At 42.0% G+C, this 14,249-nt stretch carries 19 protein-coding genes; all 19 read right to left on the bottom strand.

What is annotated here, in order from left to right:
- The 19 genes from V6W77_RS05815 to V6W77_RS05725 all read right to left on the bottom strand — a co-directional run bounded on the left by V6W77_RS05815 (nucleotide 1) and on the right by V6W77_RS05725 (nucleotide 14,210).
- Nucleotides 1-408 (bottom strand): DUF6950 family protein, encoded by a 408-nt coding sequence (locus V6W77_RS05815; protein WP_334229117.1) that lies wholly within the window; start codon nucleotides 406-408, stop codon nucleotides 1-3.
- Complete coding sequence (locus V6W77_RS05810; RefSeq protein ID WP_334229118.1) at nucleotides 408-962, bottom strand: hypothetical protein; 555 nt, start codon at nucleotides 960-962, stop codon at nucleotides 408-410. Before V6W77_RS05810 ends, V6W77_RS05815 begins: the two co-directional genes overlap by 1 nt.
- On the bottom strand, nucleotides 962-1,702 hold the full coding sequence (locus V6W77_RS05805; RefSeq protein WP_334229119.1) for a hypothetical protein: 741 nt from the start codon (nucleotides 1,700-1,702) through the stop codon (nucleotides 962-964). Before V6W77_RS05805 ends, V6W77_RS05810 begins: the two co-directional genes overlap by 1 nt.
- Nucleotides 1,702-5,160 (bottom strand): phage tail tape measure protein, encoded by a 3,459-nt coding sequence (locus V6W77_RS05800; protein WP_334254074.1) that lies wholly within the window; start codon nucleotides 5,158-5,160, stop codon nucleotides 1,702-1,704. The genes V6W77_RS05805 and V6W77_RS05800 overlap by 1 nt, the downstream gene beginning before the upstream one ends.
- A 62-nt stretch (nucleotides 5,161-5,222) precedes the next feature.
- Nucleotides 5,223-5,531 carry a hypothetical protein gene (locus V6W77_RS05795; RefSeq protein WP_334254073.1) on the bottom strand — a complete coding sequence of 103 codons (309 nt, stop codon included), beginning with the start codon at nucleotides 5,529-5,531 and terminating at the stop codon, nucleotides 5,223-5,225.
- A gap of 36 nt (nucleotides 5,532-5,567) precedes the next feature.
- On the bottom strand, nucleotides 5,568-5,780 hold the full coding sequence (locus tag V6W77_RS05790) for a type II toxin-antitoxin system RelB/DinJ family antitoxin (protein WP_428981777.1): 213 nt from the start codon (nucleotides 5,778-5,780) through the stop codon (nucleotides 5,568-5,570).
- A 71-nt stretch (nucleotides 5,781-5,851) separates the two neighbouring features.
- Complete coding sequence (locus V6W77_RS05785; RefSeq protein WP_334254072.1) at nucleotides 5,852-6,079, bottom strand: phage tail assembly protein T; 228 nt, start codon at nucleotides 6,077-6,079, stop codon at nucleotides 5,852-5,854.
- 44 nt (nucleotides 6,080-6,123) lie between these two features.
- Nucleotides 6,124-6,525 carry a hypothetical protein gene (locus V6W77_RS05780; RefSeq protein WP_334254071.1) on the bottom strand — a complete coding sequence of 134 codons (402 nt, stop codon included), beginning with the start codon at nucleotides 6,523-6,525 and terminating at the stop codon, nucleotides 6,124-6,126.
- A gap of 82 nt (nucleotides 6,526-6,607) precedes the next feature.
- Complete coding sequence (locus tag V6W77_RS05775; RefSeq protein ID WP_334254070.1) at nucleotides 6,608-7,249, bottom strand: phage tail protein; 642 nt, start codon at nucleotides 7,247-7,249, stop codon at nucleotides 6,608-6,610.
- Nucleotides 7,250-7,252: 3 nt separating this feature from the next.
- On the bottom strand, nucleotides 7,253-7,597 hold the full coding sequence (locus V6W77_RS05770; protein ID WP_334254069.1) for a DUF3168 domain-containing protein: 345 nt from the start codon (nucleotides 7,595-7,597) through the stop codon (nucleotides 7,253-7,255).
- Nucleotides 7,594-8,073, bottom strand: a complete 480-nt coding sequence (locus V6W77_RS05765; protein ID WP_334254068.1) for an HK97-gp10 family putative phage morphogenesis protein — start codon at nucleotides 8,071-8,073, stop codon at nucleotides 7,594-7,596. The genes V6W77_RS05770 and V6W77_RS05765 overlap by 4 nt, the downstream gene beginning before the upstream one ends.
- Complete coding sequence (locus V6W77_RS05760; protein WP_334254067.1) at nucleotides 8,054-8,389, bottom strand: phage head closure protein; 336 nt, start codon at nucleotides 8,387-8,389, stop codon at nucleotides 8,054-8,056. Before V6W77_RS05760 ends, V6W77_RS05765 begins: the two co-directional genes overlap by 20 nt.
- A 41-nt stretch (nucleotides 8,390-8,430) precedes the next feature.
- Nucleotides 8,431-8,751 (bottom strand): head-tail connector protein, encoded by a 321-nt coding sequence (locus tag V6W77_RS05755; RefSeq protein WP_334254066.1) that lies wholly within the window; start codon nucleotides 8,749-8,751, stop codon nucleotides 8,431-8,433.
- Nucleotides 8,752-8,794: 43 nt separating this feature from the next.
- Nucleotides 8,795-10,003 (bottom strand): phage major capsid protein, encoded by a 1,209-nt coding sequence (locus V6W77_RS05750; protein ID WP_334254065.1) that lies wholly within the window; start codon nucleotides 10,001-10,003, stop codon nucleotides 8,795-8,797.
- Nucleotides 10,004-10,069: 66 nt separating this feature from the next.
- Entirely contained in the window at nucleotides 10,070-10,669 is a 600-nt protein-coding gene (locus V6W77_RS05745) for an HK97 family phage prohead protease (protein ID WP_334254064.1), read from the bottom strand.
- On the bottom strand, nucleotides 10,662-11,879 hold the full coding sequence (locus V6W77_RS05740) for a phage portal protein (protein ID WP_334254063.1): 1,218 nt from the start codon (nucleotides 11,877-11,879) through the stop codon (nucleotides 10,662-10,664). Before V6W77_RS05740 ends, V6W77_RS05745 begins: the two co-directional genes overlap by 8 nt.
- Nucleotides 11,879-12,028, bottom strand: coding sequence for a hypothetical protein (locus V6W77_RS05735; protein ID WP_334254062.1), 150 nt, complete (start codon nucleotides 12,026-12,028; stop codon nucleotides 11,879-11,881). Before V6W77_RS05735 ends, V6W77_RS05740 begins: the two co-directional genes overlap by 1 nt.
- Entirely contained in the window at nucleotides 12,025-13,728 is a 1,704-nt protein-coding gene (locus tag V6W77_RS05730; RefSeq protein ID WP_334254061.1) for a terminase large subunit, read from the bottom strand. The genes V6W77_RS05735 and V6W77_RS05730 overlap by 4 nt, the downstream gene beginning before the upstream one ends.
- Nucleotides 13,725-14,210 carry a phage terminase small subunit P27 family gene (locus V6W77_RS05725; protein ID WP_006252750.1) on the bottom strand — a complete coding sequence of 162 codons (486 nt, stop codon included), beginning with the start codon at nucleotides 14,208-14,210 and terminating at the stop codon, nucleotides 13,725-13,727. Before V6W77_RS05725 ends, V6W77_RS05730 begins: the two co-directional genes overlap by 4 nt.
- Between the last annotated feature and the right edge of the window lie 39 nt (nucleotides 14,211-14,249).

The raw sequence follows: 14,249 nt of genomic DNA, 5'->3' as shown, positions 1-14,249 counted from the left end.
TCAAACCTCCCAACATTTTAGCCACTGATCACGTTCAACAACAACTGGACCATTTTCACCCATCGCCATTGCAACGTTACCCACACAAATAGCTAAAGCTTTATAATCAAATGTAACATCATCACTTTTAATCATTAGCAGATCGCCTCGTTTGGCGAGGTAAGCTGATTTAGCTTGTTTATGTGTCAAATACTCTGCAACACCTTCAATTCCCCCAAGTTCTGCTAGCACAGATAAAGCCTCTCGTAGTGAGTGGTAATGTGGTATTTCGGGTATGCCTCCTTGGCTGATTTCAACGACACAATTACGAGCGAATTGACAGCAATCCAATTTACCCAATAAAAAAGGCTGGTTTTGATGTTTTGCAATCACATTAACCAGCCTTTGTTCCCAATCAAACTTCCGCATTATCCACGCCCCCAAATAATTTCCATGTCGGCCACAGCAGACACAAATTCAAAGCCTTTATCATTGGGGTAAAGTGCGACTTGATCTTCATTCGTGAAACGCCTCACTTTCGCACGTTGCCAATCAATAAATAGGCTTTCTACCGTTACTTCAATCTCAGTTGTTTTCCCAACTTTAAGCATTTGTGTGTCCATTCTGCCAACAAAAATGATGATTGGCTTACCAATTAATCGATGATTTTCATCTAAAAATCCCATCCATATTTTGGCGATACGTCCTTGGATATCTTGTTTGAGTAGGTAGTCAGTCCGAACGCTAGGAATTCCGCTTAATGTGATTGTCACACCATAACTTTTTTGTTCTGCCCCTTCTGTTACCATACTGATAGCACCGAGATCACCTGTACCTGTAAAGCTATGACCATCAATAACAATATCAAATGGTAAAAAAGATAGGCGTACAATACCGTCAGGGTAGTCAAGCTCAACTGCCGAAAAAGGTCTTAGTCTATCTTTTCTGCTTTCAGCTTGCGTAATATTGTCTAAATCTCGCATTATTCAATCCTTATCGGTCTAGCCTGCACAGCCTCGATAGACACTTCACCTTTTTTATGTAACAACTCAGAAATACGGCCTTGCTCGTCATCGCTTAACATAAAAACTGCACTTGGTCGTGCAGTATGAATAGGGGCATTTTCAATCGGTGTATCTCGTAATGGGGGCTCAATCGAAATGCGAGCAAAGCTATCACGACTAACAAAGCAATCATCAACTACAATACCTAAATAACGATAACCATTGGTAAGATCAAACGATATATATTGCCCGGCTTTTAAGACCAATTCTCCAAAAGATTTATCAGATGCAACTTTAAGTATTGTTGGGTTTAACACAGATAACGTTCTTAATGGCGATACTCGATATTTATGTTCTTCATCGGCAGTAACATCTAATGATGTTGAGAACCAATCATCTTTATCAGCAGTTGCAGCTAAATCAAAGATACTAGGTGTTTCTGGTTCTCCAAAATCAGGAATGAACTTAGGGCAAAACTCAGCAGGAAAATAAAATCTTCCTGCCGAGCCACGCAATTTGGCGATAAAAGCTCGGAAGATCCGCTTTTTCTCCTCATTGTTTAAATAAAAATCCGCTCTAAACGTCCATACAGCCCCCGGCATTTCTTGAGTCTGTACAGTATTTGAAAACGGATTCGTAAAGGTCGTTGTATGAGCCTTTAAGAAAAAACTCGCTGATTTTGGGCGAATATTTTCAGGAAATTTAATGATTTTTGTCATTAGGCGACTCCAAAATCTTTGCCGAATTGCCCACCTCGTCTAATTTGGTTGCGGATCTCGGCAATCGTTTCACGTTTATTCTGTTTAAGTAAATCAGAAATTCTTTGTTCTACACCGTGATCTGCTCCCCGTGCATCAATCGTGTAATGCTGAGTAACGTTGATACTTGATGACGGAGAAGATTTATTTGATCCTGCGGGTAGAAGAGAAATACTTGGTACTCTAGGAACAGCAACACCACCACCGCTAGAAAATCCACGCTTGCCGTAGTTAAGATGATTAAGGAAATCTAAACCTAGTCGAGCAGTGGCCTCTTTAGTGATAACGTATTCCCCGCGATGCACTAATCCTGCTGGAACGTATTTACCGCCATCACCTGTGTAACCACCTCGACTAAATCCACCTAACATCACTTTCGGCATACCAACTGACCCAATTAAACCACCTTGAGCTGCAGAAGATACCGGGATACCAAGAAAATTACCGAACGACGTGCCTCTAAGAGAGTTTTCAAGAGCCTTGAATAATGTCATCTTGATAATCATATTCGAAATATCACGAATGATTGATTCAGCCATAGATTTAAAATCCGCTTTACCGGTCATTACAAAATCAGTCATTGCATCTGCCATTCCGTTAAACGCATTTTCTGTAATATTGGCGACATTGGCAGCGACATTGCTGACATCGGTTTCAATATTATTCCAGCCTTCCTTTATTCCCATCATTGCAGAAGTACGAGTTTCTTCCTGTTTTTTCTGGTGTAGTTCGTATTCTTCCTTAATTTTGGCAATTTTTTCATCTAGCAGAGCAATGTTCTCTTTAGTCATATTGATTTTTAGACGTTCAGTCTCTAAATCTAGTTGATTACTGAATTGTAGCAATTCTTTTTCAGTACGAGTTTTACCAAGTAAATCAAGCTCAAATTGCATTGATTTGAGTTTTTTATTGTGATCTACTTGGAATTGCTCAATGGCTAAAAGTTGTTGTTCAGAATCAATTTTAGCGGCTAACTCTTTGAGTTTAGCTACGCCCTCAGTCCCATAGTTTTTGTACTTTTCAGCATTAAGAGCAATATCTTCAGTAAGTTTACGCACTTCCTGATATTGAGAAATGCCACCATATTTTACGAGATCTTCTTTATCTGTTTTCAAGCCAGATAGTCGGTTTGTCATCTCCGCCATTTGGTTTTGATAACTTTCAGCAGAGCGTTCAGCATCTCGTTGCTGTTTCTTGGCTGCCTTTTCAGCCTCTTTTTCGGCTTTGGTTTTCTTTGGCTTTCCACCACCTTTAGAGGCATTTTGCAACGTGAATTGCTTCTCATACGCTGCTTTTAATCGCTCATATCCAGCATCGCCCTCTTTCATACCTGATCTAATCAGAGCATCTTTTACTTGCAATGCAATTTTATCTTTACCTTTAGCCGAACCAATCGCATTGTTACGTTCAATTTGCTCAATTGTTTCAAGATGTTTCGGGTCGATAACCGCAGCACCACCGATATCTAATTTCATATTAGACAGATTAGCGACTAGAATAGCAGCCTTCATTGCCTCACCAGCGACACCGCCAAGTGCAGTAGCGATATTATTAGCGGCAACGACCATTTCGGGAGATTTGACGGTAAAGTTACCGATAGAGAGATTTAAGCCGTCAACTTTGATTTGGCTTTCGTCAATGTGAGGGTATAATTTGACAAACTCCTCTCGTAGGTTGGCGATTGGAATATGGGCTTTTAAGGCTTCTTGAGCCTCTAAGCTAGAGTTCAAGGTTCTTTGAGTTTTTTCAGCATCTGCGGTCACTAATTTCAGCTCTTCTTGTTTTTTAGCAAGCTCTTCCGCACTCATCGTAACACGCACAGTGCCAGCAAACGCATCCTCATAAACAGTAGCACCTTGCTCGATTTCTCGTGTAAGTTCAGCTTGGCGTTGTTTCAGATTAGCTAATGCTGTTTCCTGTTCTTTTATTGAACGAGACAATTTAACCATTTCCGCATCAGTTTGAGCCTTGGTCATTTTATCAATATTGGCTCGAACCGAATCTAAGCTATCGGCATAACGGAGAGCTTCTTCACGGGCTTGATTGGCTTTTTGAGACCAGTCAAATAACGCTATTGCTCCAGCGGAAATAACCCCCATTGCAATACCCCAAGGACCGCCAAGAGCTGTCATCAAGCCTGCTCCCATTCGTTTTGCTACATTTGCTTGATTTTGAGCAGTTTCAAGGGCTTTAATTGCTACGGTTTGTTGTTGGATTAGCGTTGTTTCTCTTTGGGTTTGAATTTGTAGTTCTGTAGCAATAAAGGTTCTTTGCTGTTCAGTTCTTGCTAAGCTCATTTGAGCTTGGAGATTAGCAATGTAGGCTTGTGTAGCTTTCAGCTCTTGAGCCACTTCTTGCATTCTTGCTTTTGTTTTAAACAAGATATTTTGAGCTTGTTTTTGGCTTTCTAATACTTCTTGCCGTTTCGCATTTATTAGTGTCCAAGTCTGTTCTGCCGCTTTACCGAGTTGCATTCCTCCTAATGCGGCTCCCAGGCCAAGAGCATAAGGGGCAGCGGCATTTAAATTCTGAGCTAATGTGTTGATCGACTCCGCAAATTGACGGGAAACTCCCCACGCATTATCGGTTTCTCCCACCCATTTTGTGAATGCGGTAGAAAGGTTAGTCATTGCCCCGTCAAGGGTTACGCCCATTTTACCGGCTAATTCATCAACATAGCTGCTCGAATTTTTTAAGCCTTTGACCATCTCAACAGTACTGATTTTTCCATCATCTACTGCTGCTTTAAATTCTGCCATTGTCATTCCCAAGCCTTTTGCCATTGCTTGAACAATGGTTGGAGTCTGAGTAATGAGCGAGTTAAATTCTTGGGCTTTCATTTTGCCCATTAAAAGCGATTGACCAAATTGGGTTAGGGCATTGCTTGCTGCAGAACTGCTTGCACCGCTTGCAGCAACGGCTTGAGAAACCGTTTTAGTTAATTCCGCCACATCTTTTTGAGCTAAACCTAGCGATTGAGCATTTGTTGCAAAGGTTTGATAGACACCAGCCACGGCTTCGGTGCTTTGGCTGGTTTTCATCGAAATGTCGAACACATCTGTTAAACGTAAAGCTGCCTCTGCGGAACTGTCGCTGACCAACTTCATTTTATTGTGAATGTCAGTGTAGGCTTTAGCAGCTTGGATAATTTGACCTGTTGGAACACTGAGACGTGATAAGCCTAGCCAAAAACGTTCAGCAGAGACTGATTGATTTAAATTTTTTGCCGCATTTTCGATATTTTTGAGATATTCAGCAGACCGATCGGCAAACTGCTTTGCGTGACTTTTGGCTCTATCCATATTTTGGATAAAGTTTTTAGCAAATTTTTGAGCTTCGTAGTCGGATTTGAGTAACGCCGATTGGAATTTTACATTTTCCAACTCTAAGGTAACGGTTAATTTTCCTAATCCGCTCATTATTTTTCTCCAATAAAAAAGCCGTTAGGTTTAACCCTAACGGCCGATATACTAGTCAATGTTTAAGAAGATTTATCTTGTTCTTCTCGCCACTTCTGAAATTTAATTTGATCCAATCTTGCTTGCTCTTCAAACCATCTATCTGCTTGTTTATCCACTTCACTTTTTCTTTCATACTTTGTCCAAAAATGAAGTGCTAATAACATTACGCCAATGGAAAACCAAAAGATTGCAGCCCAAGGAACATCAGGTGTATTTGCAGGTGTAATGAAATAGACCCCTGCGATAGCTAGGGTAATAATAATCAATGCACTAATTAGCGAAAAAGCAAAATTGACCATTTCGGATAATGCTAAAAAAATTTTTATCATATACAACCTCCTTCTGTTTCCTCTTAACTATATCAACTATGGTTTAGCTCCTAAGTTATTTTCCTCACTAGTTTCAGCTTGATAATTAAGGCTTAATGGAATGGTCTTTGTTGTTGCAATCTCAATCAAAAGCATATTTAGAACTTGTGATGGAGTTAGTCCATAACTTCTAATAACCTCAAATGCCTTTTGTTTAATTTGGCTATTCATTCTAAAACTAAATGCATCGTCAATATTTATCTGTTCCATTCAAATTCTCTTGTACTTCATCGTTATACAATTTGATTTTAAATTGTATTGCTGAGAAATACAAGAGGTATTTACCTTTTTGCCAAATACTCCGCCACGCCATCATCTTCCGTTTCTTGCTCATCATTACGGTTGAAAAACGGCATAAATTCCGCCAATTCCGGTGCTTTACCTTTCGGATCACGGTTTACCATTGCAGTTAAGTGAGCAAGTTGTGCGGTGCGGTAGTCTTCACGCCATAAGCCGAACGGCTGTTCTTGGTAGAAAAGTTGATATTCGGCAAAGTGGTGTTCGGGCATTTGTTCGATTTCTTCAAGCGTTTTCCCCAGTGCGAGCGAAAGCGTTAGCTGGAACTTTCTTCGCTCGCTGAGGTTTTTGGGGGCGAAACAGCTTGGTTAAATTCGATGATGACTGTGCTGTCTAATTCCGCAATGGCATTCAGATCGTTAATGTCGAGAGGATTAAACAATAATGCACCATTTTCATCGCATAAACGGTAAGCAACAGATTGTGCTAAGCGGTATTTTTCGCCAAAACGATTTAGAGCTTCTTCAAAGGTTTCATCATCTTCTGCCGGTAACGCATAATTTTCTTTTTCTGCTTGTTGGATTAACCAGCTACGAGTTTCAAAAATCTGCTTGTTCATATCGCCAACGGTGGCTTCACGCAGGTAGTAGGTATCACCATTGATTTCGATAGGTTGTAATTTAGGTTTGTTGGCTAGGAGTTTTTCACGGAGGGTCATTGTACGTTCCTTTTGTAAAATTTGGGATAAAAAAGACCGCTTGCAGCATTACAAGCGGTCGAATTGGAGTAATATTTTGCAATTACACAATGAGATAATCACGTCCGGCAGGTTTAAGTGATACTGAGCCTTCATATTTGCCTTTTACTTCGCCGCTAAAGCCGTTACCCGATTCAATAAAGGCTTGTCCGTAGGTTGTGCCGTTATCAAGAGGTAATTCCAACTTATATGGGAAGGTGGCTTTGTCGTAGAATAATTTACGCAGGCGTTTTTGCATTTCGGTGCTTGGTGCGTGGAAGAAACTTAGTTTGATTGAGCCGAACTCAATTTCACCCGGTTCGGTTTCCGTGCCTTCCGAGCAAACCGTTGTGACATCTTCGGTACTCAGAGTATCATCAGATTTTTCAATGTTTTTGATCGCACAGAATTGAGCTGAGAATTGCACTCGTGCGGCTTTTGCTTGTGTGTAGCTACTTGGTAAGTCTTTACCTTCCCAATTCACTTCTTCACAGAGTTTTACTTGATCGCCTGTTACCGATAAAACAGGGTAAACGCCGTCAAGTTGCCCGCAGCCTGTTAATTCAATTGCATCGCCTTTTTGATAGCCCGATGTGGCAATTGTAAGTGTGGCAGTGTTGAGGTTAATTGCGGTAATCGCTTTTTGCCCTTCCTTGCCTACACCAATGCGAAATTTTGTACCTTTAAATGGGGTGGTTTTAGCCATAGTTTAGTCCTCATAAGCTATTTGATAAGTAAACATTCGCCGATGGAGTTTGGTTTCAGCTTCGTAATCGCTGAAATCGGATACTCGTTCGGCAAAATTAAAAGCATTTTCGACGGCCTCAATAACTTGTTTACGCAGTCGGAAAATATCATCAGGGTTGCGACTGTAAATATCGATTTGCACTGTGTAATCGTCCATTTCGCTATCAATTAGGGCGGAATTAGGCGAGATGTTAGGAAATTGATACACAATCACAGGGTATTCCGTGTTGGTTTCAGGAATAACTTCATAAAAACAACGCCCTGAAACAAGCGATTCCAGGGCAGAGTAGAGTTCATTTTGAATCAAGAAGTTACCTCCTTGTGGATTTCGGTGCGGAGCGTATCGGCAATGGCTTTAGCTGCTTGCTGTTTGCTTTGTTCAAAAGCGGGCCGCATAAAAGGTTTTGCCGCCATTTTACTTGTGCCGAACTCAACAAACCGCCAATAGTACGGATCGTTAGGGTTGTAAGCTCCGCCTCTGCCGCTTTCCCCTTTAAAACGGCTAATCTGTTTGTCTGTTAATTTCTTAACCCAGACAATCGTTTCAGCTTTGCCATTTTTGATTTTGGTTCGGGTAGTGATGGCTTTTTTCAATGTACCTTTTTTACGATGTGGTACGTTTTCTTGCAATACAGGAGCTTTGGCTCGTGCGGTATCTCGTACAATCGCCCCACCTTGTCGCATTGCTTTTACCGCAATGCGGTTTGAGGTTTTTTTACCTAACGATTGCATTTTTTGACCAAGCTCTTTTAAGCCCTCAATCTTAACGTTGAGCGTTGCCATTGGTTAGCTCCTTACAATGCAGCAAGAGACTTCGATTGAGTTCCCGCCAATTTTGGATTGCCACAATCTCGAAGTGGCGTTCGCCAAATTTAACTCGCATTGTGTGATCAATATTTGGCAGATAGCGTAACCAAATCTGCGTTGTTGCCTCTGCGTGAATTTGATTTGCTAAGAGTAGCTCTCGCCCCGAAATCGGTTTTACTTCCGCCCAAACGGTGTGTAGATCGTGCCATTCGGCAACGACTGCACCATATCCGCTTGGGCGGTGGTGTTGCGTTTGGATAATAATACGATGACGAAGTTTGCCGATGTTCATACCTTTCCTTATGTAAATTTTTCGGAAAATTTGACCGCTTGTTAGAGTGTGATGAATTTATAGGATTGAATAATGATTTCAACCGTTGGCGGAATAGCAAAATTAGGGGAGTTATTAGCCTCATTCCAACCACTCCGATTTTCATATAAATAAGCGGTGAGCATTAACACCGCCAGTTTTAAATCTTCCGTCAGCAATAACGCATTTGGAGGGGGATTTTCAGGGAGTTCATCAACAAGCTTGCGGTTAGTTAGATTTTCAATCGTTTTTCGAGCGGAAAGCAGATAGCCATTGAGCAGATCATCTTCTAGGTCGTGTTCTATACGGCATTGTTGTTTGACTTCTTCAAGTGTTATGCTCATTACATTGTCCTTGAGAATGTCGGGCATAAAGCCCGACTATAAATTATTTACCTACTAATGCTTTAATGGCTGAGGTATCTTCTAAAGCACAATCGAAACGATGGAAGGCTAAGAAGCCGACTTGGTCGTATTCTGCGTAACGCTCCACTAAGCGTTTTAATGTCATATAAGATACACGGCGGACAATAAAGCGGTTAAAGTCGCCAAAGAACATAAATTTCTTGTCTTTGGCAATATCTTCAATGCCTTGATCGATAACATATTGATAACCCAAGATAGAGGCTGGAGCAACGCCTGTAATGCTTGGTAACCATAGTGGGCGATTGTTAGCATCAACCATTTCTTTTAATGTGCGGAACGTTTTGTCATTAAACGCAAGGCGAGTGTTACCTGCACCACGATAAGCAGGGTCGATAGAGTGAATTAAAGCATTGATATCTTTCCAATCTACTGCATTTGCTGCGGCGGTGGTGGTTTTACCTGTAACGCTAACATCTAAACCTTTTGGTTGTGCAACAGGAGAGCCTGTGCCATTGCCACGTACAAGGTAGTGAGCTTCAGCACGTCCGATACGTTCGGCAATACGAGAGGCAAGGTAGGCTTCAATATCAATGGCACTATCTTGTAATAATTCGCCAGAAACACGGATAATTTTAGATGTGAGCTTACGAGAACCTAAATTTGCAATACCAAAGTTAGTGTCTTGCTCTGTTGCTGCTTGGTTTTCGCCAATGAGTTCACCCATTTCACTTATTGCATCAGCCGTTAGCCATTCAATATTGCGACCGTCAGAGGTGGTAATAATACGGCTGACGTTCGCAATGCCGCCATAGGCTTTCATCTGTTCCACAATACGAGCTTGGAACTCTTTTGGTACGGTGTAACCACCTTGTTCGTTTACGCCTACAGATTGAGCACGAAGTTCAGCCATTACTTGCTTTTCTTCTTGGGTTAATTCGCCCAAACCACGGCGTAAGAATGAATCAAATACTTGTGAGCGTTTGGCTTCCGCATCTAATACCGGATCTTTCGCTTGCTCTTCACGTTTTTCTTCCACAAAGAGTGCATCAGTTGAACGTAACGATTCTTCACGCTCAATTTGTGCCTCTACGCCGCCAAGCTCGTGTTTCATTGAGTCCCACTTGGTGCGTTGTTCATCCGTCCACGTTTTTTCGCCGATTTCGTCATTTAATTGACGCATTTGAACCGCAATATTGCGACGTTTTTCTTGTAGCTCGTGTAATTTAGCCATTTTTATTTCCTCTTAAATGAAAAAAGCCACAATAATGCGGCTCGTATTACTAAAATCTATATTGAGTTATGCACTGATTAGGCTTAAAAACCGTTCTCGTGCGGCTTTTTGTGAAACTGCTTTAGCAATTGCTCCTGAGTTTCTTGCTTCTTTCCACGCTTCAAGAGAGCGTGCAGTACTGCTTGCTTCTTGATAAGCTGGATAAGTAACAGGGCTGACATCATATAAGCGTGAAATTTTATGGATTTCACGGATAACGATACCATCGTCATTTTCATACCAATCATCGCCATTACGAGCAATTTTGAACGCAAAGGAGGATTGGGTAATATCGCCCCGTTTTAGCGGTGCGATAACTAAATCACGAATGGTTGGCGTATCAGGGGCGATGATGTCGTATTTTAAGCCTGTTTCATCAACAGAAAGGCTTAATGTACCGGCTTTACTGCGACCTAGAATAAAATTCGGATCGTGGTTAAATAATCCTCGTACATCATCTTCAAGCACATCATCAAATGCACCCGGCATAATGATTTCACGAAAGCCCCAGAGTAATTCTGATTTTGAGTTGAATACTGAACCATAGCCAATAATGTGCGTTGGCTCGTTTTCTCGGTTTTCAGCTCGTACTTCGCCAGCATAGGAGCGTTTTTCAATATCACTCATTGCTGTTCTCCTTTTGTTGGTTGTGTTGAGATTGTTGAGCGGCATTCACGCTGACGAGCATTTCGTCCAAGCCCTCAACAGGGTTCATATCTTCAAGTTGTCGTGCTTCGTTACGAGACATCCAACCATCGGTAATCGCATTGTGGTAGAAAGTTGCTCGTTCAGCTGCAGTACCACGCATAATGCCCGCAAGGTTAAATTTGACGAAATAGCCTGCTTTACGTTCTGCCGCAGTAAAGATTTTGCGGTTGAGCTCTTGCTCCCAATTTACCACCCACGGCATTACGCTATAGCGGATAAATTGAATGGTTTGTTCCGAAATATTTGAAAAAGTCGCTTTTTCTAAGTCATTAATCATATGAGCTGGTACATTGAAAATACCTGCGACTTCGGAGCGGTTGAGCTTCATCATTGAGAGCAATTCGGTATCAACTGGTGAAACCGTTAAGGCTCTATAGTCCAGTTCCGCAGGGAGTAAAATGGTTTTATTGTCTTCAGAACGGAGCTTTTGTTGTGCCTCTTGCCACATTTTTTTGAAGTTTTCCCACGAGCTGCTGTTGAGCTGGGTTTTTACCGATAAAATACCTGCAGGACGAGCATTTCCGCCAAAGAAACCGCTGGCAAATTTGCGAGCATCTAGCCCTAATCCAATGGTTTCAGCGTGGGTTTGAATAACCGATTTGCCTGTCTTGATTGACGGACCAAGCGATTTAATGTGGATCATATCGTCAGGCGAAATGCTCAACGTTTTATCATCGTCGTAATACGCATAAATGTAACGACCGCCATTTTTCAGCAATTGCACTTTCCACGGTTCTAATGATTCAAGCGATTGCACCGTACCGTTATGATTACGCACAATGTGAATATAGGCGTTACCGTAAAGCAACACCGCACTTTGGGCGTATTCACGCATTTTGTAGGACGTTTGCCAAAAATTCGGGCTGTCGTGTAGCAAATAATAAGCTGGGTGGTCTTTTGCAGTTTCCACCTTATCGCCATCTTTGCGTTTAACGTGTAGCGGTAATTGAGCCAGTGAGCTTGATAGCACATACACACAGGCGTAAACCGCCGCCAATTTCATTGCTAAATCAGGGCTAACGACCTTAGTTGGTTGCGTACCAAACAGTTCTTCGTAAGCTGATTCGCTACTCAACGGTACTGCTGGATTTTCCAACGAGCGAGTATTAAATAAATTATCGAAAATCATTATTTACCTCTCGAAGCAAAAATCACTAACAGCAAGAGCAAGGCTCCGCCACAGATCAGCGAAACATCTAGCCCATATTTGAGATAAATACCGCTACACAAAATCCCAAAGCCTGTTAAACCTAACAAATCTAAAATGACATTTCTCATAGCTCTAATACCTCATCAGGGAAAAAGTTATCGTCCACGTTCAACATAATGCGACCGATTGCCATCATTAAAGCGACGGCTCCGTCGATTTTGTTTTCGGGAATTTCTTTGATAGGGCGTACCACATCATCATTACCCGGTACGGTTTTACCCACTACGTTACCCATACACCACGTCATAATTGGGTTGCCATCGTGGTGGAAACGTCCGCTTTCGATGGCTGCTTCTAGCTCTTTCATTGGATCGGATAGGTTTGTGTAGTTTTGGGTAATGGTTATCGGGTTTAATCCTTCGTCCGCTAAGTTATGGCTGATCGCTATTGCTCCGTGAGGGTCAATCGCCACACAAGATACTCTGTGTTGATGATTGGTTTCTTTGATCACTTCTTCGATTTTTCGATAATCTACTTCTGCACCGTCTGTTGCGGTTAAATGTCCGCTGTTTACCCATTTTTGATATTTATCGACGACACGTTTTAAGGCGGTGTCGGTGTTGTAAATAGTATCTTCTGGCACAAAGAATTCAGGGGCAATGCAGTAATAATGGCGTTTGCCATCAATCATTCGGCTGAACACTTTTACTAGCGAGTTCATATCGAGTTTGCGGGCCATATCTAGCCCTAAATAAACTTCATCATCTTGGAAATCATTGAGGCTGAGGCTTTCATCTTTACAGTTTTCCCAACTTACCATATTGAAAAAGCTCTCTTTAGCCGATACCCATACATTCAGGTGTTTGGTTTTGAAAGTATTGGTTAGCCGTGCGTTGTTGATAGCCTTGTTTTGTTGGCTGATTAAGTAATCGCCATAAACCGATATGTCAAAGTTTGGATTCGCTTTGCGGAGTACGCTTTCGTCTGTCCAGTCGTCGTCTTCATCAATGGTGTAGATAATGCCAAACAATTCATCATTTGGGATTGCTCCGTTGAGTTTTTCAATCACTTCACGCCGTTTGTCATAACAAGGTCCTTCAATGTTATAACCTGCGGTAGTGATGATAAACATCAGCGGCTGTTTTCTAGCCCCCATACCTGTGAGCATTGTGGTGTAAAGCTCGTCATTTTTGTGTTCGTGATATTCATCGACAATCGCACAACTCGGACTTGCACCATCACCCGGTGAGCCAATGAGCGGTTCAAAGCGTGAACCGTCTGAAGGACGGTTGAGATTTGAGGCGTTTACTTCAATACCGAATGTTGAGCAGAGTAGATCGGTTTTCTTACACATCAATCGGGCAGGACGAAAAACTTCCCACGCTTGCTTTTCGGTGGTTGCACCTGAATAGACTTCAGCTCCAAATTCGTTGTCCATACAAAACATATATAAGCCGACACCAGCGGAAATTGCCGATTTGCCGTTTTTGCGTGGTACTTCAACATAAATTTCACGATAGCGGCGAAGGTTGTTTGATTTGCGTAGCCAGCCAAAAGCATTCGCTACAATAAACAATTGCCACGGTTCAAGCGTGATGTTTTGGCGTTTTAACGCCCATTCGCCTTTAGTATGCGGTAGGTATTGAATGAACTTACAGGCTTTTTCCGCTTTATCTTCCGCAAAATAATAGGGAAATTCGACCGCTTGTTGTTGCTCAAGATCATCAAGAAATTGTTGGCAGGTTTTTACGATGAATCGACAGGCAGGAATTTTGCCTATAACAACATCTTTGGCGTATTTTGTCGCTTTTTTGATATTGTCCGTCATTGTAATAACTCCGCAAATGGGTTGATGTTTTGTTCGTCTGCTTTGCCGGTTAGACGTTGGCGGCTGCTGGGGTCAAGTCCAAGCAGAGATCCAAATGTTGTCATCTGTTTTAGAGCCTCATTCAGTACAGTAAAGGCAGGGTTTTTGGAGAGTCCACCATTGCTGTTTTCAACAAATGTGCCGTATTTATCAATGTCTTTACAGGCTGAATTTCGGTTCTGGTAAGCGATGCAATAGTTGGCTACAACCTCAAGATCTGTTTGAAACAACACGCCTTGAGGCAATAATTCTTTCAAAAGGAAAGCCCACATTCGCTGACCATCTTCATTAAGTTGGGGCGGTGGTGGGCTGTGTTCATTAAATGGGCTAAACTCAGGTTCATTCTGATTTAGCTTTCGTTTTCCGGGGTTGCCTCGACGTTCTTTCACTTTGGTCGGGGTGGGTTTTCGCCCTCGCCCCGGCGTAGTGGCTTTTCCTGTCATTTGGCGTGTACCCTAAATTCTTAATTTTGCGGTTGTAAA

Source organism: Mannheimia indoligenes, from assembly GCF_036880405.1.
GTDB lineage: Bacteria > Pseudomonadota > Gammaproteobacteria > Enterobacterales > Pasteurellaceae > Mannheimia > Mannheimia indoligenes.
Note: the sequence above shows the minus strand (reverse complement) of the source record. Positions and strands in the feature narration are given on the sequence as shown.

What these genes read in the sequence shown, in the direction of transcription:
- V6W77_RS05755 (WP_334254066.1), bottom strand. Translation starts at nt 8,751, where the DNA reads ATGAGCATAACACTTGAAGAAGTCAAACAACAATGCCGTATAGAACAC.
- V6W77_RS05795 (WP_334254073.1), bottom strand. Translation starts at nt 5,531, where the DNA reads ATGATAAAAATTTTTTTAGCATTATCCGAAATGGTCAATTTTGCTTTT.
- V6W77_RS05740 (WP_334254063.1), bottom strand. Translation starts at nt 11,879, where the DNA reads ATGATTTTCGATAATTTATTTAATACTCGCTCGTTGGAAAATCCAGCA.
- V6W77_RS05765 (WP_334254068.1), bottom strand. Translation starts at nt 8,073, where the DNA reads ATGGCAACGCTCAACGTTAAGATTGAGGGCTTAAAAGAGCTTGGTCAA.
- V6W77_RS05810 (WP_334229118.1), bottom strand. Translation starts at nt 962, where the DNA reads ATGCGAGATTTAGACAATATTACGCAAGCTGAAAGCAGAAAAGATAGA.
- V6W77_RS05780 (WP_334254071.1), bottom strand. Translation starts at nt 6,525, where the DNA reads ATGACCCTCCGTGAAAAACTCCTAGCCAACAAACCTAAATTACAACCT.
- V6W77_RS05750 (WP_334254065.1), bottom strand. Translation starts at nt 10,003, where the DNA reads ATGGCTAAATTACACGAGCTACAAGAAAAACGTCGCAATATTGCGGTT.
- V6W77_RS05800 (WP_334254074.1), bottom strand. Translation starts at nt 5,160, where the DNA reads ATGAGCGGATTAGGAAAATTAACCGTTACCTTAGAGTTGGAAAATGTA.
- V6W77_RS05790 (WP_428981777.1), bottom strand. Translation starts at nt 5,780, where the DNA reads ATGGAACAGATAAATATTGACGATGCATTTAGTTTTAGAATGAATAGC.
- V6W77_RS05805 (WP_334229119.1), bottom strand. Translation starts at nt 1,702, where the DNA reads ATGACAAAAATCATTAAATTTCCTGAAAATATTCGCCCAAAATCAGCG.
- V6W77_RS05775 (WP_334254070.1), bottom strand. Translation starts at nt 7,249, where the DNA reads ATGGCTAAAACCACCCCATTTAAAGGTACAAAATTTCGCATTGGTGTA.
- V6W77_RS05725 (WP_006252750.1), bottom strand. Translation starts at nt 14,210, where the DNA reads ATGACAGGAAAAGCCACTACGCCGGGGCGAGGGCGAAAACCCACCCCG.
- V6W77_RS05785 (WP_334254072.1), bottom strand. Translation starts at nt 6,079, where the DNA reads ATGCCCGAACACCACTTTGCCGAATATCAACTTTTCTACCAAGAACAG.
- V6W77_RS05815 (WP_334229117.1), bottom strand. Translation starts at nt 408, where the DNA reads ATGCGGAAGTTTGATTGGGAACAAAGGCTGGTTAATGTGATTGCAAAA.
- V6W77_RS05745 (WP_334254064.1), bottom strand. Translation starts at nt 10,669, where the DNA reads ATGAGTGATATTGAAAAACGCTCCTATGCTGGCGAAGTACGAGCTGAA.
- V6W77_RS05760 (WP_334254067.1), bottom strand. Translation starts at nt 8,389, where the DNA reads ATGAACATCGGCAAACTTCGTCATCGTATTATTATCCAAACGCAACAC.
- V6W77_RS05730 (WP_334254061.1), bottom strand. Translation starts at nt 13,728, where the DNA reads ATGACGGACAATATCAAAAAAGCGACAAAATACGCCAAAGATGTTGTT.
- V6W77_RS05735 (WP_334254062.1), bottom strand. Translation starts at nt 12,028, where the DNA reads ATGAGAAATGTCATTTTAGATTTGTTAGGTTTAACAGGCTTTGGGATT.